Below are 19,542 nucleotides of genomic sequence, written 5' to 3' on the forward strand. Positions count from 1 at the left end.
GGCGGCGCTGCGCCAACCTGAGAATCCCGTCCGAAGACCGTGCGAAAACTGAGCAAGCTTCGAAACCGACGATTATAGCAACAAAATCAGGCACGTGACAACGGGAAACGCGCGACCGCGTCACAGTAAGGGGAGCGGCGTCATGATGACGCTGACGTGCTGGCACAGCACGGAAAGCCGCTGAAAAGACAAAAATCGCACTTTTCAGCCGATTGCGGCGAACGTCCGCGCAGCAAATCGGTCCGAATCGCGTTCCGGCTCGTCGCCCGCATTAGCGGGACCCGTATAATAAGCGCCCCATGAATCTATTCCGAGCCCTGCTGACGGTCAGCGGCTTCACGCTGCTGTCGCGCGTGACCGGACTGGCCCGTGAAACGCTGATCGCCCGTGCGTTCGGCGCCAGTCAATACACCGACGCTTTCTACGTCGCCTTTCGCATTCCGAACCTGCTGCGCCGCATTTCCGCCGAAGGCGCGTTCTCGCAGGCCTTCGTGCCGATCCTCGCCGAGTTCAAGAACCAGCAAGGCCACGACGCCACCAAGGCGCTCGTCGACGCGACCTCGACCGTGCTCGCGTGGGCGCTCGCCGTGCTGTCGGTGATCGGCGTGGTCGGCGCGTCGGGCGTCGTGTTCGTCGTCGCGTCGGGCCTTGCGCGCGAGGGCCACGCATACCAGCTCGCGGTCACGATGACGCGCATCATGTTCCCGTACATCATTTTCATTTCGCTGACGTCGCTGGCGTCGGGCGTGCTGAATACGTACCGGAACTTTTCGTTGCCCGCATTCGCGCCCGTGCTGTTGAACGTTTCGTTCATCGTCTCTGCGCTGTTTCTCGCGCCGCGCCTGCAAACGCCGGTCTATGCGCTCGCGTGGGCGGTGATCATCGGCGGCGTGCTGCAATTCGCGGTGCAGCTGCCGGGCCTCAAGAAGATCGACATGGTGCCGCGCATCGGCCTGAACCCGCTGCACGCGCTCGCGCATCGCGGCGTAAAGCGGGTCCTCGCGAAGATGGTGCCGGCGATGTTTGCGGTCTCGGTCGCGCAGATCAGCCTGATCATCAACACCAACATTGCATCGCACATCGGCCCCGGCGCGGTGTCGTGGATCAACTACGCCGACCGGCTGATGGAGTTTCCGACTGCGCTGCTCGGCGTCGCGCTGGGCACGATCCTGCTTCCGAGCCTGTCGAAGGCGCATGTCGATGCCGATTCGCACGAGTATTCGTCGCTGCTCGACTGGGGACTGCGCGTCACGTTCCTGCTCGCCGCACCAAGCGCGATCGCGCTGTTCTTTTTCGCCCAGCCGCTGACGGCGGTGCTGTTCAACTACGGCAAGTTCGACGGCACCGCGGTCGTGATGGTGAGCCGCGCGCTCGCCGCGTACGGCGTTGGCCTGATCGGCCTGATCCTGATCAAGATCCTTGCGCCGGGCTTCTACGCGAAGCAGGACATCAAGACGCCGGTGAAGATCGGCATCGGCGTGCTGGTCGTCACGCAGCTGTGCAACTACGCGTTCGTGCCGGTGTTCGCGCACGCGGGCCTCACGCTGAGCGTCGGGCTCGGCGCTTGCGTGAATGCGTTGCTTCTGTTCATCGGTCTGCGCAAACGCGGCATTTATACGCCGTCGAGCGGCTGGCTCAAGTTTTTCGTGCAGTTGCTCGGTGCGTGCTTAGTGCTCGCCGGCGTGATGCGCTGGCTTGCAATCAGCTTCGACTGGGTCGGCATGCATACCCAGCCGGTTAGCCGCATGGTGTTGCTCGGTGCGTGTCTCGTACTGTTCGCCGCGCTATATTTCGGTATGCTTTGGCTGATGGGCTTCAAGTACGCGTATTTCAAAAGGCGAGTGAAGTGATCACCATGTCGCGGGTTCTCGATTATTTCAGTACGCTCGTCGCCGAAGACGAGAGCCTGCCGCTGACCGAGACGGCGCTCTCGCTCGCGCAGGACGCCTATCCCGACCTCGATCTGCAGTCGGTGCTCGCCGAGATCGACGAGCTGGTGCTGCGGCTGCGCCGCCGCATGCCAGACGATGCCGACATCCGTCAGAAGGTTGGCATCCTCAATCGGTTCTTTTTCCGTGAACTCGGTTTCGCGAGCAATCTGAACGATTACTACGACCCCGACAACAGTCATCTGAACGTCGTACTCAAACGTCGCCGCGGGATTCCGATTTCACTCGCGGTGCTCTATCTGGAGATGGCCGAGCAATTCGGCGTTCCGGTGCGCGGGGTGTCGTTTCCGGGCCACTTCCTGCTGCGCGTGACGACGCCCGACGGCGACGTGATGCTCGATCCGACCACCGGTCATTCGCTGTCCGAAGCGCAGATGGTCGAGATGCTCGAACCGTACGTCGCGTCGGCTGGCGATTCGGTCGGCCGCGCGTTGCGCATGCTGCTGCAACCGGCCACGCGTCGCGAGATCGTCGCGCGGATGCTGCGCAACCTGAAGGCGATCTATCTGCAAACCGAGCGTTGGCAACGTCTGCTCGCCGTGCAGCAGCGGCTCGTCATTCTGCTGCCGGACAATATCGAGGAAGTGCGTGATCGCGGTTTCGCGTATGCGCGGCTCGATTATCTGCGGCCCGCGCTCGAGGACCTCGAAAGCTACCTTGGGGATCGCCCCGATGCGGAAGATGCCACCGTGGTCGAATCGCAACTGCATGAATTGCGGCAGCGCACGCGGCACGACGGCGGCGAATAGCGCCGCGCTTTCGCGCTGCATAAAAAGCAAACGCCTGCACATGTCGCACATGTACAGGCGTTTTTTTATCGCCACGCGCCTCACTTCGGCTGCATACGGATCGCGCCGTCCAGCCGGATCACCTCGCCGTTCAGCATCGGATTGTCGAAGATCTGCTTGGCGAGCATCGCGTATTCGGCCGGTTTGCCGAGGCGCGGGGGGAACGGCACCATCGCGCCGAGTGCGTCCTGCACTTCCTGCGGCATGCCGAGCAGCATCGGCGTTTCGAAGATGCCGGGAGCGATCGTCATCACGCGGATCGCGTTGCGCGACAGGTCGCGCGCGATCGGCAGCGTCATGCCGACCACGCCGCCTTTCGACGCGGAGTAGGCCGCCTGGCCGATCTGGCCGTCGAACGCGGCGACCGATGCGGTGTTGATGATCACGCCGCGTTCGCCACTGACGTTCGGCTCGTTCTTCGACATCTGCACGGCGGCGAGCCGGATCATGTTGAACGTGCCGATCAAGTTGATCGAGATCGTGCGCGTGAACAGATCGAGCGAATGAGGGCCATCCTTGCCGACGGTCTTCGCGGCCGGCGCGACGCCCGCGCAGTTGACGAGTCCGCGCAGCGTGCCGAGCTTCGTCGCGGCTTCGACGGCTCGTTGCGCGTCCTCTTCGCGGCTCACGTCGCATTTGACGAATACGCCGCCGAGTTCCTTGGCGAGCGCCTCGCCTGCGTCCAGATTCAGGTCGGCGAGCACGACCTTGCCGCCGTGCTCGACCAGCAGGCGCGCGGTGGCAGCGCCGAGCCCTGATGCACCGCCGGTGATCAGGAACACGTTGTCACGAATTTCCATGTCTTCTCCTTCGCTACGGTTGTTCAGTGCATTCTGGATCGAAGCGTTTTTCGACGATCGATTGTAGCGGCTGTGCTGCGCTGCGGAAAGCGACGGAGGCGGCGGACATGCGAGCGCTATGCAAGACCAACCGGTTCTGCTGGACGTTCCGTGCACAGCGCTTGCCGTTGCGGTTAGCGCGCTGAGCCAATAAAAAACCCGCCCAATGTGGGCGGGTTTCGGTCGAACGCAAACAGCGGAAATTTTAGATCAATCCAGCTTACTTCAGCGCGTCGAACGCACGGGCGCGAATTTCATCGACGCTGCCGAGGCCCGAAATGCGGCGATATTGGGGCGCTTTCACCGAGCTCGACGCATCGCCGTTCTTCGCCCAGCTGTTGTAGTACTCGATCAGCGGCTTGGTTTGCGATTCGTACACTTCCAGACGCTTCTTGACCGTTTCTTCCTTGTCGTCGTCGCGCTGGATCAGCGGCTCGCCCGTCACGTCGTCGATGCCCTCGACCTTCGGCGGGTTGAACGTCACGTGATACGTGCGGCCCGACGCAGGGTGCGAGCGGCGGCCGCTCATGCGCACGATGATCTCGTCGAACGGCACGTCGATCTCGAGCACGTAGTCGATCGCGACACCGGCCTGCTTCATTGCTTCGGCTTGCGGAATCGTGCGCGGGAAGCCGTCGAACAGGTAGCCGTTCGCGCAGTCCGGCTGTTGCAGACGTTCCTTCACGAGGTTGATGATCAGCTCATCCGTGACGAGCTCGCCGGCATCCATGAAGCGCTTTGCTTCGAGGCCGAGCGGCGTACCAGCCTTGACGGCCGCGCGCAGCATGTCGCCGGTCGAAATTTGCGGGATGCCGAACTTTTCCTTGATGAAGTTGGCCTGAGTGCCTTTGCCAGCACCCGGTGCACCCAACAGGATCAAACGCATGGATATCTCCAGATCTATGTGAATTCTTTGTTTGCGCAGCAGGCTTCCCGGCGATTCTCGCAGGTTCCGCATCGGCTACCGTTGGCTAGCTCGCGCTGCACGTCGGGACGACGGCGCTGCAAGATCCGCACAGCGCGACCGGGATAACCCGAGTGTCGCCTACGCTGGGAGGTGCGCATAACCGTTCGATTATGCCACGGCTTCCCGCGCTCAAGACCCGAATAAAGCCCGTACGCGCGCGAGATCGGCGGGGGTATCGACGCCCGGCAACGGCACCTCATGCGTGACCAGTACCGCGATGCGCTCGCCATGCCACATCGCGCGCAGCTGTTCGAGCGCTTCGACCTGCTCGATCGGCGAGATCGCGAGGCTCGGGTACGTGCGCAGAAATTTCGCGCGGTACGCGTACAGGCCAATGTGCCGGTATACGGCGGCGGGCGCGGGCGGCGCCGGCATCGACGCGACGTTGGGCCAGTGCGGCTGCCATGCGTCGCGCGCCCACGGGATCGGCGCGCGCGAGAAATACAGGGCGACGCCGCGCGCATCGGGCACGACCTTGACGACGTTCGGATTGAAAATTTCGGCGGGATCGGTGATCGGATGGGCGGCCGTCGCGATCGCGCAGTCGTCCGTCGTTGCCAGATGCGCGGCGACGCCGCGCACCAGCGCCGGGTCGATCAGCGGCTCGTCGCCCTGCACGTTGACGATGATCGTGTCGTCGCTCCAGCCGAAGCGCGTCGCCACTTCCGCGAGGCGGTCGGTGCCCGACGGATGGTCGGCGCGCGTGAGTACTGCGTCGAAGCCGTGGTCGTGCGCCGCGTCGAGCACTTCCTGCGCGTCCGACGCGACCAGCACCTGCTGCGCGCCCGATTCGCGCGCGCGCTCCGCGACGCGCACGACCATCGGTTTGCCGCCGATGTCCGCGAGCGGCTTGTTGGGCAGACGCGTCGACGCCAGACGGGCCGGCACGACAGCGATAAACGGATGAGGGGTGGTGTGGATCATCGGATCGGGAACGGGCGGCAATCAGGCCGGAGGAAGGGGCTGCGCGCGCGATGCGCACGCAGAGTCGGACATAAGCCGGAGCGGCAGAAACGGCTACGGATCGATCGTGGAGCACATACGGGCGGGCATTGGCGTTAACGAAGCTTTGCCCGGTGACCCGCGAGCGAGCGAGACGTCACGGCGCCGCGGTGCAGCGCCGCGCCGGGTCAGGCGACCGAGCCGGGATTCAGATCGACCGGCGTGCCTTCGACGGTCTGCCGCGCTTCATCGACGAGCATCACGGGAATGCCGTCGCGGATCGGATAGGCGAGCTTGTCCGCGTTGCAGATCAGTTCCTGCGCGGCGCGGTCGTAGCTGAGCGGGCCCTTGCAGATCGGGCAAACGAGGATTTCAAGCAGGCGAGCGTCCACGGACTTTCTCCACAACTAATGCAGTGAGGCGGTGATCAAGCGCGGCTTCGACCGGGACTACCCAGATGCGCGCGTCGTGCCAGGCCCCCAATTTTACCGCATCCTTTTCGGTAATCAGGATCGCGTCGGCGTCGACGTCGGTGAACGGATTGCGCTCGAACGCGTAGTGGTCGGGCAGTGCGCGCGTCGTGGGCGTGATGCCGGCCGCGCGCACTGTCGCGAAAAAGCGTTCCGGCGCGCCGATGCCGGCCGCGGCCAGTACGCGTTGACCGGCGAATTGCGCGAGCGGGCGGCGCAGCGCGGGATTGTCGAGATGCCACGCGTCGGCGGGCGCGAGCTGCAGTGCGAACGTGTTCGGCCACGCGGGCAGGGTGCGCGCGTACGGATCATTGATCAGCGTCGCGTCCCGGCGGCGCGACAACGGCTCGCGCAGTGGCCCGGCCGGCAGCAGGAAGCCGTTGCCGCCGAGCCGGTGATCGAACACGACGAGTTCGACGTCGCGCGCGAGGCGATAGTGCTGCAAGCCGTCGTCGCTGACGATCACGTCGACGTCGCGATGGGCGGCGCAGAGCGCCTGCGCGGCGGCGACGCGATCCGGACAGACCCATACGGGTGCGCCGGTGCGGCGCGCGATCAGCAACGGCTCATCTCCGCCGACGCGCGCCGACGAACCGGGCGTGACCTGGGTCGGCGTGCTCACGCGCGCGCCGTAGCCGCGCGACACGATGCCAGGCGTGAAGCCCGCGGTGCGCAACGCTTCGACGAGCGCTATGACGGTCGGCGTCTTGCCGGTGCCCCCCACCGTCACGTTGCCGACCACCACCACCGGCACGCCGACGCGCACCGACTTCAGCCAGCCTTGCGAAAACGCGGCGCGGCGCGCGGCCGCGACCGCGCCGAACACGCAGGCGAGCGGCGTCAGCGCCCAGGCGAGCGGGCCGCGTTGCTGCCATTCGCGCGCGAGGCGCGCTGCGAGACGGTCGCTGAGTTCGCTCATGGGCGGGTTGCGGGCAAGGACTGCATGCCGTGCGCACTACGCGGGGTCAACATCAACGCGGTTCTCCGGGCAATCGAATGCGAATACGGTCGAAAAATGAGGTGCAAACCGCGCGGCGAAAGGGCTCGTGCTTATCGGCCTCAGGCCGGCAAGCTCCCCGGGGCACCGCGCGATCGGCATGCCGTCGAACCCGCAACTCTAGCGCGCGGGCGTCCCGGCCGGCAAGTCGCGCAGGGCTTGATGGACGCCGGTCCATGCTATGTGCGGTCGCCCACAGTCTGTGGATAACTTTGTGGAGAACCTGCCATCCGATCGTCCGGGAGGGCCATTCCGTGCGCTTTGGATCGAAGTGCTCGCTCTCTATTGAGATGCAAACGCCATATAAATCAAGGGTCTGCCAGGAATCTATTGGCGTTGGCGGGCGTTCTGGCGGAATTCGTCAGGCGGTTCCCGCCATGTGGACACTTTTAACAATCCTGCGATTCCGGCTGGACGCCGCTCGTCGCTCGGTCTATCGTCTGTCCGGCCAGCGCTATTTATTCCTCGCATGAACCCCGAAAATCCTTTTGCTTCGGCGGCCACACCAGGCGGTGAGGTCGTCGTTCCCGTCTCCGCGCTCAATCGCGCGATCGGCACGATGCTCGAACGCTCGTTTCCGCTCGTTTGGGTTGCGGGCGAAGTGTCGAACTTCACGCGCGCCGCGAGTGGTCACTGGTATTTCTCGATCAAGGACGCGCAGGCGCAGATGCGCTGTGTGATGTTCCGTGGTCGCGCGCAGTACGCCGAATTCATGCCGCGCGAAGGCGATCGCATCGAAGTGCGCGCCCTCGTGACGATGTACGAACCGCGCGGTGAATTGCAACTGAATGTCGAAGCGGTGCGCCGTACCGGTCAGGGGCGTCTGTATGAAGCGTTTCTGCGGTTGAAGGCGCAGCTCGAAGCCGAAGGGTTGTTCGCCGCCAAGCGCAAACGCGCGCTGCCGACGCATCCGCGCGCGATCGGTATCGTCACGTCGTTGCAGGCGGCCGCATTGCGCGACGTGCTGACGACGCTCTCGCGCCGCGCGCCGCATATTCCGGTGATCGTTTATCCGGCGCCGGTGCAGGGCGCGGGTGTCAGCGCGAAGCTGGCGGCGATGGTCGAGACGGCCGGCGCGCGCCGCGAGGTCGACGTGCTGATCGTGTGTCGCGGCGGCGGCTCGATCGAAGATCTGTGGGCGTTCAACGAAGAAGTGCTCGCGCGCGCGATTGCCGAAAGCGTGATACCCGTGGTGAGCGGCGTCGGCCACGAGACCGATTTCACGATTGCCGATTTCGCCGCCGACGTACGTGCGCCGACGCCGACCGGGGCCGCCGAACTCGTGAGTCCGCAGCGCGTCATGCTGCTGCGCGAACTCGATCATCGGCACGCGACGCTCGCGCGCGGGTTCGGCCGCATGATGGAGCGGCGCGCGCAGCAGCTCGACTGGCTGACGCGCCGGCTCGTGTCGCCAGCCGAGCGGCTCGCGCGGCAGCGCACGCATTTGCAGCAACTGCGCGTGCGGCTCGCGTCAGCGGGCGCGCGGCCGGTGCGCGACGCCCGAGCCCGATTCTCGCTCTTGCAGATGCGCTGGCAACGCTGGCGGCCGGATCTCGCGGCCGAGCGCACGCGCATCCACACGCTGGCGCAACGCCTGAATGCAGCGCTGTCGCGCCAGCATGAACGTCAGGTCGCGCGCATCGACATGCTCGGCGCGCGACTCGAAGTGCTGAGTCCGCAGCGCACGCTCGAGCGCGGCTATGCGGCCGTGCTCGATGCGCAAAGCGGTCGGGCGATTCGCACGCCGTCGTCGCTGAAACCCGGACGTCGTTTGACGATGCATCTCGCCGAAGGCTCGGCCGACGTCGCGCTCGCCGACGTGCAAGCACGTCTGACTGACGGCTTCTGACGTTTTGCCGGGTGGGCGCGTGGCGCCTATCTCCTGTCATGTCCTGCCTGCCGACGACCCGGGCACGCGCCATGCGCGCCCTTCCGAAGGGCCTTGCGCACGGCGTGTTCGACATGCCGGACATAAAGGCCGGTCGTTTGCGGGGTTATTCCAACTCGCCTACAATCGAGTGCTCGATAGCGTCATCCGCAGACTCCCCACAACAGATATAGAGAAGGAAAGCACCATGGAACATACGCTCCCGCCGCTGCCGTTTGCGAAAAACGCGCTCGCTCCGCACATGTCGGAAGAGACGCTCGAGTTTCACTATGGCAAGCATCACCAGACCTATGTGACCAACCTGAACAATCTGATCAAGGGCACGGAGTTCGAGAACCTGTCGCTGGAAGAGATCGTCAAGAAGTCGTCGGGCGGTATCTTCAACAATTCGGCTCAGGTGTGGAATCACACGTTCTTCTGGAACAGCCTTTCGCCGCAAGGTGGCGGTGCACCGACCGGCGCGCTCGCTGACGCGATCAACGCGAAGTGGGGTTCGTTCGACAAGTTCAAGGAAGAGTTTGCGAAGACCGCGGTCGGCACGTTCGGCTCGGGCTGGGCATGGCTCGTGAAGAAGGCCGATGGTTCGCTCGACCTCGTGTCGACGAGCAACGCCGCCACGCCGCTCACCACCGACGCCAAGGCGCTGCTGACGATCGACGTTTGGGAGCACGCTTACTACATCGACTATCGCAATGCGCGTCCGAAGTTCGTCGAAGCGTACTGGAACATCGTCAACTGGGACTTCGCAGCGAAGAACTTCGCTTGAGATTTCCGGTTGCAGCTCGTCGTCTGATGTCGTGATCCTTGCGGTCGCGATTGAAGATGGTAGCTAGAGACGAAGGCCCTCCATCGCGAGGGCTTTTTCTTTTTCTGCGGCGGATTGGAACGGTAGGGATCGCTTCTGAAAGAAGTTTGTCACAGTTGGTAACCGCGGTTTCGCGGGGCGCTAAGTGGACCTCGACGGCCGCCCGTCGACTTCGCCGGGCTGGCGGGGGCGGGCGCGCCGCAGGCAATGCGAGCCGCTGCGGCGGCGAGAATGAACCGGTTGATTGAGGCGGCCTCCGCGCGGTCGATTGGCTTGGGCGGCGGGGACCGTTTGACACTAGTGTGGGCGGCGGTCCCTGTCGATATAACCTACCCAACGCCGCGACGATGCGCAGCCGGGGCGAGGCTCGGCGGCCGTGCAAAAACTTTCTGTAACTAAGCCGTAACCACGGAATTTCGCGATTAGCCTAACGTTTGAATTCCAATCCTCTGAAGTGCACCACCATGATTTCCAGCAATAAAACGATCAGCCTGGCGATTCCCGCCGCAGTCATCGCGCTCGCGTTAGGCGGTTGCGCAGTGGCGCCCCCGAGCGGCCCGAGCATAGCCGCGATGCCGCGCAGCGGCGAGCCGCTCAGCCAGTTCCAGCAGAACGACTACGAGTGCCGCGACTACGCGAATCAAACGACGAATCCGTCCGGCGCTGCGCAGGCAGCCACCACGAACAGCGTGAACAGCGCGGCACTCGGCACGCTCGGCGGCGCGGCGGTTGGCGCGCTGCTCGGCGCCGCGGCGGGCAACGCCGGCGCGGGTGCGGCGATCGGGGCGGGCAGCGGTCTGCTGATCGGCGGCGCGAACGGCGCGAACGGCGCCCAGTACTCGGCGGCCGGCTTGCAGGCACGCTATGACACCGCCTACGCCCAGTGCATGACCTCGAAGGGCGAGACGATCGCTCAGCCGCAGCCTTACTATTCGACGCAGCCGGTGTATGTTGCGCCCCGTCCTTACTACTACGCACCGCCTCCGCCCGTCATGTATGCGCCTTATCCGGCCTACTGAACGGTGATAGTGGGGGACCGGCCGGCTTGCTTGTCTTGCATTGTCGGCCGGTAGCTTGTAGCGACGACCGTCGAATCCGTGCCGCTGTTTACTCCGTGCTGTCCGTCGACGCCGCTTTGCGCGGACGACGGCTGCGAGACGCCGTTTTACGGGTGACCTTCCTGGTGGCCTCAGGTCCTTCTTCCGAGTTGACTGCCGGAGCAGCGGCCTCGGCCGGCGCCGCGATCTCAGGGACTTCCTCGATCGTGCGCGGTGTACTTTTTTTCACTTTCTTCGCGGCCGTTTTGCGCGAAGCGCGCTTTTTGACGCTTTCACGCTGTGCGGGGTGGTCGCTGTCGGGGGTTTGCTCGATTTCTTGACCGAAGACGACTTGTTCGGCGGCTGTATCCGCTGCCGCTGTTACAGCGCGAGCTTCGCTGTTTTCACCTATCGGTTCAGTGACGAACTCGTCTTGGAGCGGCGCGCGTTCACGCGGCTCCTGCCGCGGGGCAGACTCGGCGGGCTCCGCCTGTTCGGTGAGAGCCGGAGCGCCAGCCGCAGGTTCTTCATCAGCCGTTTCGTGGTGCCCCCGCTTGCCGTGCACAGCCTCCTGACCGCGGGCCGCCTTGCGGTTGCCGCGCTCCTTACGACGCGACTTATGCTTACCGCCCGACTCGGACGCGGCCGCTTGCGCGGCCTGCGCTTGATACGAATGTTCGGCCGCCTGTTCGGCCGACGCCGACTCAGCCGACCCCGTTTCAGCAGACTCCGCCGCGGTTTCGCCGATATTTTCACTGGCCGCTTCACTCGCGACGTTCACGGCCGTGCTTCGATAAACGTACGCGCCTGACTTTTCATCGCGGCCGAATTCGAGTAGCCCGCGCGCCTGCGCTTCTTCCAGCAGATTGCCGAAAGCGCGAAACCCGTAATACGTTTCGTTGAAATCCGGTTTGCGCCGTTTGATCGCGTTCTTCAGCACGGACGCCCAGATCTTGCCGCTGTCGCCACGTTCGGAAGCGAGTGCGTCGAACGTCTGCACCGCAATTTCAACAGCCTTGCTGCGACGCTTCTCCAGATCTTCCTTCGGCGGGGCTTTCTCTTCATCAGCCGCACGTTTGGCTGCCTGCTGCGCGCTCTGCTGCTGGCGCGACGATTCGCGCCTCGCGACTGCGCGCTGACTTTCGCGTACGAGATCGTCGTAAAAGAAGAACTCGTCGCAGTTCGCAATCAGCAAATCCGACGTGGACTGCTGCACACCGACGCCGATGACCTGTTTGGCGTTCTCGCGCAGTTTCGACACGAGCGGCGAAAAATCGGAATCACCACTGATGATGACGAACGTATTGACGTGCGATTTCGTATAACAGAGATCGAGCGCATCGACGACGAGCCGAATGTCGGCGGAATTCTTGCCCGATTGGCGCACGTGCGGAATTTCGATCAACTCGAAATTGGCCTCGTGCATGGCCCCTTTGAAACTCTTGTAGCGATCCCAGTCGCAATACGCCTTCTTGACGACGATGCTGCCCTTCAGCAGCAGGCGCTCGAGTACAAGCTTGATATCGAACTTGTCGTATTTCGCGTCGCGCACGCCAAGCGCGACGTTCTCGAAGTCGCAGAACAGCGCCATGCTGACGTTTTCGTTGGATGACGCCATGTGTATCTCCATTGAAGCGGTCGTCGAAGTAGACGAATCGCGACATGATAGCGATTCCAGCGAAGGTGAGCAGCTTTTGTGGTGCGCTCGCACCGATAGTTGGATGGGAATTTGCAGCAAGCGGTTTGTCCGGCCGCCCAGCGAGTGGCTCCATGTCAGTGCCGTTACAGAGTGTCGCGACGACCTGCGTTGTTCCACGTCGCGCGAGCTTCCAGCACGTCGTCGATCAATCCGTATTCCCTCGCTTCGAGCGCCGACATGAAGTTGTCGCGGTCGGTATCGCGCGCGATATCTTCGATGCTGCGTCCGGTGCGTTCGGCCATCATCGCATTCAGACGCGCTCGCACATACAGCACCTCCTTTGCCTGGATTTCGATGTCCGCCGCGGTGCCCTGACCACCGCCGGACGGCTGGTGAATCATGATGCGAGCATTCGGTAGCGCATACCGTTTGCCGCGTTGACCCGCGGTGAGCAGAAAGGTGCCCATGCTCGCGGCAAAGCCCGTGCACAAGGTCGAGACCTCCGGCTTGATGAACTGCATGGTGTCGTAAATCGCGAGGCCGTCATACACCGAGCCGCCGGGCGAGTTGATGTAAAAAGAAATATCCTTGTCGGGGTTCTCCGATTCGAGAAACAGCAATTGTGCGACGATCAGACTGGCTGACTGCTCGTTCACGGGCCCGACAAGAAACACGATGCGCTCGCGCAGCAGGCGGGAGTAGATGTCATAGGCGCGCTCGCCCCGGCCGGATTGTTCGATCACCGTGGGCACGAGGCCCAGGGCGGAGACAGACGGGTAACTGGAAGGCATGGATTCCTCGTTCAGGATGGATAGCACGGGCATTCGGGGATGCGCAGCCCGCCTCGGATCAGAAGCCGCGTGACATGCGCGGGTTGTTGCTCATTTGACGAAGCGGCGACCGGCGTTGTGACAGAAATTTTTTTGCGCGGAGCTGTCACATCAACCGTTGCCCACCGTCAAGCTCAGGAATACCGAACACGACGCGCGCCTGAGCCATGCCACTGGTGTACAGCCGCTTTTTCACGACGCAACATCGGGAGGTCTACGCATGACGGAACAGGGAATCGACAAGGCATCCAGTTTCGAGGCCGCGCGCGCCCGTCTGCTGGCGCTCGCATATCGGATGCTTGGCAGTCGTGCGGAGGCCGAAGACGTGGTGCAGGACGTCTGGCTCAAATGGCATCTTGCCGATACGCAGGCGGTGCAAACGCCGGTCGCGTGGCTTACCACGCTCACCACGCGCGCGGCGATCGACCGTCTGCGGCACGCGCAGCGCGAGCGCGCGTCGCAGGCTAGCGGCTGGTTGCCGGAGCCGTGGCTCGACGAGGTCGCACCGTCGGCGGAGGAGTTGGCATTGCGCGCGGCCGATATGTCATATGGCGTGATGTTGCTGCTCGAACATCTGAAGCCAGACGAACGCGCGGCGTTCGTCCTGCATGAAGCGTTCGAATGCGGTTATGCCGAAATCGCGTCGATTCTCGAGCGCACACCGGCCGCTTGCCGGCAAATGGTTCATCGCGCCAAGGAGCGTCTGAAACGGGCGGGCGCGCCATTGGAGCGGCCCGATCCAGCGGTGCACGGGCGCATCGTCGAGCGATTGCGCGCGGCGCTCGAAGCGCAAGACCGGGCGGGCTTGCTGCAGCTTTTCAACGACGCGCCGCAACTGATCAGCGACGTACCTCTGTACGCTACACCCACTCCAATCCCCACGGCCAACCTGGCCCTGCGCGCACAAGGGCCGACACCTGGAGCCGAAGCGCAGGGCGCCCCCGAACCCGGTTCAGGTCAGAAGTGGATCGCTGTGGTTACATCGCTCGCGCAACAGGCGAGCTATACCGAGGTGGTGTCAATGGCGGGCGCGGTGTGTATCGCACTGTTCTGCGACGGCGACATCGTCGGGCTAATCGACGTGGTGACGGATGGCGCAACGGACCTTTCGGCGAGAATCGTCTCACTGCGCATCGTGGCCAGCGCCGCGCATTTGCGGGCGGCCAACCGAATGCTGGGCCGTGACGCGGTCAGGGAACTGCTTGCCCGCATCAAGGGCCCTCGGGGCGTGTCAGTTGCGGTGAGCCGCGACTTCCCAGTTGATGTCGACGCATAGCACCTGCGTACCATGCGAGTTATGCGCGGCAATCGAGGCCGTGACGCACAGATGCGCTTCGTTGATCGACAGATACGGCGGCGTTAGATGAACCCGCCCCGGTTGACGCATCGCCTGAATGAAGTACGGGCGGCGCTCCCAACTGGCGCCTTCGGAGTGCAGCAGCGGGCTGAAGCGCTTTGCACGTTGCGATGTGCGGCCCGGTGGCAGCACGTTGTCGCCGATCTGCCGGCCCGAACCGTCCAGGACAAAGCAGCGTGCCGTTTCTCCGAGCGCGAGCAGAGGTGCGGTCGCCTGCGCGATCGATTCCCCGGCAATCAGCTGCGCTGCGGCGGCCTCGAGCGCGGTGACATACGGTGCGAGCCGGGCGGATTGCGCTTTCTCTCGAGCGGCAACGCGTTCGCGCAGCGAGGCGGAGAGCGAATCCATCAGGCCAGCGGCAACTTGTGGCTTGACGGGTTCGACGCTCGGGCCTGCGAAAAATGCGCCCTGGACGAAATCTACGTTGCATTCGAGCGCGATCAGCGCGTCACGCTCGGTGCTCAGACCGCCCATCAGTACCAGTTGCCCGGACTCGTGCAACAGAGAGACGAGGCCCGGCAAGACACGCTCGATGTGCGAGTGTTCACTCGCTTGCGCGAGGATGCAGCGGTCGAGCGTCACGATGTCCGGCCGCAGATTCCACACGCGGTCGATGTTCGAATGCTTGGCGCCAAAGCCGTCGAGCGCGATCAGAAAACCGGACTTGCGCAGCGAATCGACGATTTCGGCGAAGCGCGTGGTTTCGCCGCCGGCCTGTTCGGATACTTCGAGCACCACGCGTTGCGGCGGCAGGCCGAGCGTCTTCAGGCTGGCAAGCAGCGCGTCGCCGTAGCTGGTGTCCATCAGTGCGGCCGGATGCAGGCTGAGGAAGAGCCATTCGTCGTGGCTGTCGAACGCGTTGAAGTTGCCGAGGTGCAGCGATTCGGCCAGCCGCCCGAGTTCCAGCAGGTCGCCGCGTCGCGCGGCCTGCGTAAAGACTTCGTGCGACGGCACTTGCTGCTCATGCTCGTCGTGCACGCGCAGCGACGCGTGATACCCGATCGCGCGCCGGTGCGATACCGAGAAGACCGGTTGAAACACGCTGAAAACGGTGTAGCCGCCATACAGAACGGTACGGCGCGAGCCTTCGTCGCCGGCCATCGGGCGTGGTGGCTGGAAGCCGGGAGGATCGAGTTCGATCATGCTCATCATGTCGGTCGTGTGGAAATGGCGGCGCTTGCAGGGCTCGGCAGGAGTTTGCACGCGCAGACTAAGAGTTTACAGGATAGTCGAGCAAGAACTATGCGCGTGTACCGACAAAGCTCGAGCGCCCACCAGCAATGCTCCGAGCCAAACATCGTGCGCCCGCTCCGGTACGAAGGCGATGACACGCACTTCACTGGTGCGGGACGCGCCCTGTTGCGGGTCGGTGACGCTGTTCAGGGATGCGGCGTGCGGGGCCGCGTGGAGCGGTGCCAGGAAATCCGTTTGCAAGCGCGCGAGGATGCGTCGTCCCGGCCCGCGCGGATTTCAGGTGCGCTCCGACGGATCGGTCTTTTTCGCCGGCGTGCGGATCTCCGGCGACAGCTGCGCAAAGATCCACGACGAACATGCGGTAATGATGCCGACACACAGGAACGTCGCATGAAACGCGGGCAGCGAATTTGCGGCAGTCACGCGCTGCATGATGCCGGTAAAGGTCGTCAGCAACGCACCGGCCACGGTCACGCCGAGACTCATCGAAAGCATCTGCACGAGCGAAAACAGGCTATTGCCGCTGCTCGCGCCGCCGGTGCCGAGGTCCTTCAGCGTCAACGTGTTCATCGCGGTGAACTGCATCGAGTTTACGCCGCCGAAGATCGCCAGTTGCACGAGCCGCAGCCACAGCGGCTGATTCGTGCTCGTAAGCGCGAAGCTCGCCATCATCAGGCCGACCAGAATCGTGTTCGCCATCAGCACGCGCCGGTAGCTGTACCTCAGAATCAGCGTCGTCACGAGACGCTTCGTTGCCATACCCGCGGCTGCCACGGGCAGCATCATCAGCCCGGCTTCGAATGCGCTATAGCCGAGGCTCACCTGCAACAGCAAAGGAATCAGGTAGGGCATCGAGCCGCTGCCGATCCGCGCGAACAGATTGCCGAGCAGTCCGACGCTAAACGTGTGGATTTTGAACAGATCGAGCGGAAAAATCGGCGCGGGCTCGCGCACCGCGTGCAGACCATAGGCAACGAAGCACGCCATGCTCAGAATCAGCAGCACCAGCACCGTCGCATGTTGGATGCCGAACTCGGTGCGGCCGTCGAGCGCGAACGAAATTGCCACCATGCCCACCACCAGCAGCAGGTAGCCGCCGAGGTCGAATTTGCCCGTGTGTTCATTGCGGCTATCCGGCATGAAGATAAACGTGGCAATGCAGCCCACGATGCCCACCGGCACGTTGATCAGAAAGATCCAGTGCCACGACGCGATTTTGACGAGCCAGCCACCGAGCGTCGGGCCGATCAACGGTCCGATCAGGCCTGGGATCGCCACGAACGACAACGCCGGCAGATAGCGCTCCGCCGGAAAGGTACGCAGCACCGCGAGCCGCCCAACCGGCAGCAGCATCGCGCCGCCCACGCCTTGCAGAATGCGGAAGAGCACCAGTTGATTCAGCGTGTGCGCGTTCGCGCACAGCAGCGAGCCCACCGCGAACACGAGGATCGCACTGAAGAACACGCGCCGCGTGCCGAGTTTGTCGGCGAGCCAGCCAGATACGGGGATCATCACCGCCATCGTCAGCGAGTAGGCGATCACCACCGATTGCATGCGCAGCGGCAGCTCGCCGAGGCTCGTCGCCATCGCGGGGAGCGCGGTGTTGACGATCGTCGAATCGAGCGTCTGCATGAAAAAGCCGGTGGCGACCAGCCACAGCATCACCGTCAGTGCGCGGGGCGAAGGGCCAGAGGGGATGTCGGGAGCGAGGGCGGGCGGAGTCGGCGTCGTGGACATATGAAGCGGCTGGGCGCGCTCGGTCGGGCTGGGACTCGCTATTTTAGGGAAAAGCGGGTCCCGGCGCAGCGAGCGGCGCAGTCTTGCGCAGGTGCCAGCGCTGCGTCGCGGCGGCGCTGTGCGCGATGTTCACGCATCAGCCGGCAACTGCGCCGCCGCATGAAAAAACGCCTGCGCCCGTGGATCGTTGCCAAACGCTACATGAATCCTGATCCACGGGCTCGGCTCCCGGTTCGGCCTGAAGTGTTGTCCAGGCAGCACCGTCACACCGAGCGGCACACCGCATTCAACGAGTCGCTCGGCGTCCGCGACATGAGGCACGCGCGCCCACACGAACTTGCCGCCCGCCGGTTCTTCGAAAATCTCCCAGCCGGCATCTTCGAGTGTCTGGACGGTCGAGCCGAGCGCGCCGCGCATCTGGCGGCGCAGTCGCTCCAGATACTTGCGATACGCGCCGCGTTCCAGCATCGACACCGCCACCGCTTCGGCAAACCGCGAGCCGCCGATGCTCGTCAGCATCTTGATATCGACCAGATCCTTGATGATCGCGTGATTCGCAACCACGCAGCCGATCCGTAGCGACGACGACAGCGTCTTCGACAATCCGCCGATGTAGATCACCTGTTCGAGTTGGTCGAGGGTCGAGAGGCGATCGGTGAGGTCAGTCTGAAAATCCGCGTAGATGTCGTCTTCGACAATATGGAAGCCATGCTCACGCGCCATTTGCAGCAAACGGAACGCGACCTGCGGTGCGACCGTGGTGCCGGTCGGATTGTGGAACACGGTGTTGATGAGCAGCAGTCTAGGCCGGTGCAGCTTCAGTTGCGCCTGCATCACGTCGAGGTCGGGACCGCTGCCGGTGCGCGGAATGCCGATCAGCTTCATGCCGTGCAGTCGCAACAGGCCGTACAGGTTGTAGTAACCGGGGTCCTCGACAAAGATCGTGTCGCCAGGCTTCAGCATGTAGCGCACCAGCAGATCGAACGCCTGGCTCGCGCCATTGGTGATCAGAATCTGCGACGCGTCCGCCTGGATGCCCAACTGCCCAATGCGGCCGCGCAACTGCTCGCGCAAGACGGGATTGCCGAGCGGCGTCGCGTACTCGACCATGCTCGGCGGATCGGTTCGCGACACATGGCGGATCGCCTGCGCAATGCCGTCGATGTCGCGCCAGCTTTCGGGAATAAAACCGGTGCTGAGCTTCAGCGTCTCGCCCGGAAAGTTGAATTGTTCGAGCAAATGGTCCGATTCGACATCGGCGCGGCGCGGGTCCGACGTGCCCTGACAGCGCATGTCCGTCGGCTGGCGATCGGCGACGTAAAAGCCGGAGCCGTGGCGCGAGTCGACATAGCCGAGCGACACCAACCGGTCGTATGCCTCGATCACCGGAAAGCGGCTTACGCCGAAGTCGGCGGCGAACTGGCGAATCGACGGCAGCTTCGAGCCAGGATGCGCATTGCGCGAACGGATCCACGCCGAAACGCCCATGACGATCTGCTCGGTAAGCGGTACGCCGTTGTCCCGATCGAGCTGGATTTCGAGTTTCATACGCTTGCCTTGTGTCGCCGGCTGGCGAGCCCACAAGCTTTTAACCTGCGTCGCGCGAGCCATGCCAACTGTTCGGTTTTTTGACTGAACAGTTCCGATGAAAGTGTTCGGAACTGTGCATGGGTTTCCGATCATCGCACGCCAATAATCGGTACAACAGATAGTTCTTCGAGGAGAACGGCGATGCGAGAAGTGCGAGTTTTCGAACTGGAACATGGCGAGCCCGTCACGGCCTGGCGGGTTACGCGTCCGTCGATTTTCAAGATGATCAGCGGCAACATCTGGCTGACCGTCGAGGGCGAGTATGCAGATCACTGGCTGGCGGCAGGGCAGTCGATCGAGTTGGCGCGTGGATCGGTGGCATGGATCAGCGCGGGGCGGGAAGGGGCGCGTTTCGCGCTGGCGAGCGGCTCGCAGCGCAAGCTGCCGACGCTGCTACTCGGCTGGCCGATCCCGGCCTGGCTGGCGCGTCGGCCGAGCGTAGTCTGATGCGGGGCAACCGGCGAGCCGCCGCTTTGCAGGCCGGACGTAGCCCGTAAGCAGCCCCTAAGCAGC

17 protein-coding genes are annotated in these 19,542 nt (G+C 63.7%); 7 read left to right on the forward strand and 10 right to left on the reverse strand.

Annotation, left to right across the window (positions count from 1 at the left end; translation table 11 throughout):
- The first annotated feature begins 299 nt into the window (after positions 1-299).
- Positions 300-1,850 (forward strand): murein biosynthesis integral membrane protein MurJ, encoded by a 1,551-nt coding sequence (gene murJ / locus AB3X89_RS19685; RefSeq protein ID WP_368584756.1) that lies wholly within the window; start codon positions 300-302, stop codon positions 1,848-1,850.
- A 5-nt stretch (positions 1,851-1,855) separates the two neighbouring features.
- Complete coding sequence (locus AB3X89_RS19690) at positions 1,856-2,698, forward strand: SirB1 family protein (RefSeq protein ID WP_176110260.1); 843 nt, start codon at positions 1,856-1,858, stop codon at positions 2,696-2,698.
- An 80-nt stretch (positions 2,699-2,778) separates the two neighbouring features.
- Here the strand turns inward: AB3X89_RS19690 and AB3X89_RS19695 are convergent, their stop codons facing one another.
- The 5 genes from AB3X89_RS19695 to lpxK all read right to left on the reverse strand — a co-directional run bounded on the left by AB3X89_RS19695 (position 2,779) and on the right by lpxK (position 6,874).
- The gene (locus tag AB3X89_RS19695; RefSeq protein WP_368584757.1) at positions 2,779-3,537 is read right to left on the reverse strand and encodes a 3-hydroxyacyl-CoA dehydrogenase; all 759 of its coding nucleotides are present in this window, start codon (positions 3,535-3,537) and stop codon (positions 2,779-2,781) included.
- Positions 3,538-3,796: 259 nt separating this feature from the next.
- Positions 3,797-4,462: an adenylate kinase gene (adk, locus tag AB3X89_RS19700; protein WP_176121699.1), complete on the reverse strand. Its 666-nt coding sequence runs from the start codon at positions 4,460-4,462 to the stop codon at positions 3,797-3,799.
- Between the two features lie 210 nt (positions 4,463-4,672).
- The gene (kdsB, locus tag AB3X89_RS19705; RefSeq protein WP_368584758.1) at positions 4,673-5,467 is read right to left on the reverse strand and encodes a 3-deoxy-manno-octulosonate cytidylyltransferase; all 795 of its coding nucleotides are present in this window, start codon (positions 5,465-5,467) and stop codon (positions 4,673-4,675) included.
- 206 nt (positions 5,468-5,673) lie between these two features.
- Complete coding sequence (locus AB3X89_RS19710) at positions 5,674-5,877, reverse strand: Trm112 family protein (protein WP_007180583.1); 204 nt, start codon at positions 5,875-5,877, stop codon at positions 5,674-5,676.
- Positions 5,858-6,874 (reverse strand): tetraacyldisaccharide 4'-kinase, encoded by a 1,017-nt coding sequence (lpxK, locus tag AB3X89_RS19715; RefSeq protein WP_368584759.1) that lies wholly within the window; start codon positions 6,872-6,874, stop codon positions 5,858-5,860. The genes AB3X89_RS19710 and lpxK overlap by 20 nt, the downstream gene beginning before the upstream one ends.
- Positions 6,875-7,421: 547 nt before the next feature.
- Between lpxK and xseA the strand changes: the two genes are divergently transcribed.
- The 3 genes from xseA to AB3X89_RS19730 all read left to right on the forward strand — a co-directional run bounded on the left by xseA (position 7,422) and on the right by AB3X89_RS19730 (position 10,664).
- Positions 7,422-8,801, forward strand: a complete 1,380-nt coding sequence (xseA, locus tag AB3X89_RS19720; protein ID WP_368584760.1) for an exodeoxyribonuclease VII large subunit — start codon at positions 7,422-7,424, stop codon at positions 8,799-8,801.
- A 226-nt stretch (positions 8,802-9,027) separates the two neighbouring features.
- Positions 9,028-9,606: a superoxide dismutase [Fe] gene (sodB, locus tag AB3X89_RS19725; protein WP_013090345.1), complete on the forward strand. Its 579-nt coding sequence runs from the start codon at positions 9,028-9,030 to the stop codon at positions 9,604-9,606.
- A gap of 503 nt (positions 9,607-10,109) precedes the next feature.
- Positions 10,110-10,664 carry a glycine zipper family protein gene (locus tag AB3X89_RS19730; protein WP_368584761.1) on the forward strand — a complete coding sequence of 185 codons (555 nt, stop codon included), beginning with the start codon at positions 10,110-10,112 and terminating at the stop codon, positions 10,662-10,664.
- Between the two features lie 88 nt (positions 10,665-10,752).
- On the opposite strand, the gene AB3X89_RS19735 is transcribed toward AB3X89_RS19730, so the two are convergent.
- Positions 10,753-12,300 carry an NYN domain-containing protein gene (locus AB3X89_RS19735; RefSeq protein WP_368584796.1) on the reverse strand — a complete coding sequence of 516 codons (1,548 nt, stop codon included), beginning with the start codon at positions 12,298-12,300 and terminating at the stop codon, positions 10,753-10,755.
- A 164-nt stretch (positions 12,301-12,464) separates the two neighbouring features.
- Positions 12,465-13,112 carry an ATP-dependent Clp endopeptidase proteolytic subunit ClpP gene (clpP, locus tag AB3X89_RS19740; protein WP_176105216.1) on the reverse strand — a complete coding sequence of 216 codons (648 nt, stop codon included), beginning with the start codon at positions 13,110-13,112 and terminating at the stop codon, positions 12,465-12,467.
- Between the two features lie 259 nt (positions 13,113-13,371).
- Here clpP and AB3X89_RS19745 point away from each other — a divergent pair, with 259 nt between their 5' ends.
- On the forward strand, positions 13,372-14,427 hold the full coding sequence (locus AB3X89_RS19745) for a sigma-70 family RNA polymerase sigma factor (protein ID WP_368584762.1): 1,056 nt from the start codon (positions 13,372-13,374) through the stop codon (positions 14,425-14,427).
- Here the strand turns inward: AB3X89_RS19745 and AB3X89_RS19750 are convergent.
- The 3 genes from AB3X89_RS19750 to AB3X89_RS19760 all read right to left on the reverse strand — a co-directional run bounded on the left by AB3X89_RS19750 (position 14,383) and on the right by AB3X89_RS19760 (position 18,987).
- Positions 14,383-15,657: an EAL domain-containing protein gene (locus tag AB3X89_RS19750; RefSeq protein WP_368584797.1), complete on the reverse strand. Its 1,275-nt coding sequence runs from the start codon at positions 15,655-15,657 to the stop codon at positions 14,383-14,385. The genes AB3X89_RS19745 and AB3X89_RS19750 overlap by 45 nt on opposite strands.
- A 321-nt stretch (positions 15,658-15,978) precedes the next feature.
- A complete protein-coding gene (gene mdtD, locus AB3X89_RS19755) occupies positions 15,979-17,364 on the reverse strand; it encodes a multidrug transporter subunit MdtD (protein WP_368584798.1) in 1,386 nt (461 codons plus the stop codon).
- 204 nt (positions 17,365-17,568) lie between these two features.
- The gene (locus tag AB3X89_RS19760; protein WP_368584763.1) at positions 17,569-18,987 is read right to left on the reverse strand and encodes a PLP-dependent aminotransferase family protein; all 1,419 of its coding nucleotides are present in this window, start codon (positions 18,985-18,987) and stop codon (positions 17,569-17,571) included.
- A gap of 183 nt (positions 18,988-19,170) precedes the next feature.
- Between AB3X89_RS19760 and AB3X89_RS19765 the strand changes: the two genes are divergently transcribed.
- Positions 19,171-19,476, forward strand: coding sequence for a DUF2917 domain-containing protein (locus tag AB3X89_RS19765; protein WP_368584764.1), 306 nt, complete (start codon positions 19,171-19,173; stop codon positions 19,474-19,476).
- Positions 19,477-19,542 lie beyond the last annotated feature (66 nt).

This window comes from Paraburkholderia sp. BR14320 (assembly GCF_040948665.1).
GTDB lineage: Bacteria > Pseudomonadota > Gammaproteobacteria > Burkholderiales > Burkholderiaceae > Paraburkholderia > Paraburkholderia youngii.

What these genes read in the sequence shown, in the direction of transcription:
- murJ (WP_368584756.1), top strand. Translation starts at nt 300, where the DNA reads ATGAATCTATTCCGAGCCCTGCTGACGGTCAGCGGCTTCACGCTGCTG.
- AB3X89_RS19690 (WP_176110260.1), top strand. Translation starts at nt 1,856, where the DNA reads ATGTCGCGGGTTCTCGATTATTTCAGTACGCTCGTCGCCGAAGACGAG.
- AB3X89_RS19695 (WP_368584757.1), bottom strand. Translation starts at nt 3,537, where the DNA reads ATGGAAATTCGTGACAACGTGTTCCTGATCACCGGCGGTGCATCAGGG.
- adk (WP_176121699.1), bottom strand. Translation starts at nt 4,462, where the DNA reads ATGCGTTTGATCCTGTTGGGTGCACCGGGTGCTGGCAAAGGCACTCAG.
- kdsB (WP_368584758.1), bottom strand. Translation starts at nt 5,467, where the DNA reads ATGATCCACACCACCCCTCATCCGTTTATCGCTGTCGTGCCGGCCCGT.
- lpxK (WP_368584759.1), bottom strand. Translation starts at nt 6,874, where the DNA reads ATGAGCGAACTCAGCGACCGTCTCGCAGCGCGCCTCGCGCGCGAATGG.
- xseA (WP_368584760.1), top strand. Translation starts at nt 7,422, where the DNA reads ATGAACCCCGAAAATCCTTTTGCTTCGGCGGCCACACCAGGCGGTGAG.
- sodB (WP_013090345.1), top strand. Translation starts at nt 9,028, where the DNA reads ATGGAACATACGCTCCCGCCGCTGCCGTTTGCGAAAAACGCGCTCGCT.
- AB3X89_RS19730 (WP_368584761.1), top strand. Translation starts at nt 10,110, where the DNA reads ATGATTTCCAGCAATAAAACGATCAGCCTGGCGATTCCCGCCGCAGTC.
- AB3X89_RS19735 (WP_368584796.1), bottom strand. Translation starts at nt 12,300, where the DNA reads ATGGCGTCATCCAACGAAAACGTCAGCATGGCGCTGTTCTGCGACTTC.
- clpP (WP_176105216.1), bottom strand. Translation starts at nt 13,112, where the DNA reads ATGCCTTCCAGTTACCCGTCTGTCTCCGCCCTGGGCCTCGTGCCCACG.
- AB3X89_RS19745 (WP_368584762.1), top strand. Translation starts at nt 13,372, where the DNA reads ATGACGGAACAGGGAATCGACAAGGCATCCAGTTTCGAGGCCGCGCGC.
- AB3X89_RS19750 (WP_368584797.1), bottom strand. Translation starts at nt 15,657, where the DNA reads ATGAGCATGATCGAACTCGATCCTCCCGGCTTCCAGCCACCACGCCCG.
- mdtD (WP_368584798.1), bottom strand. Translation starts at nt 17,364, where the DNA reads ATGCTGTGGCTGGTCGCCACCGGCTTTTTCATGCAGACGCTCGATTCG.
- AB3X89_RS19760 (WP_368584763.1), bottom strand. Translation starts at nt 18,987, where the DNA reads ATGAAACTCGAAATCCAGCTCGATCGGGACAACGGCGTACCGCTTACC.
- AB3X89_RS19765 (WP_368584764.1), top strand. Translation starts at nt 19,171, where the DNA reads ATGCGAGAAGTGCGAGTTTTCGAACTGGAACATGGCGAGCCCGTCACG.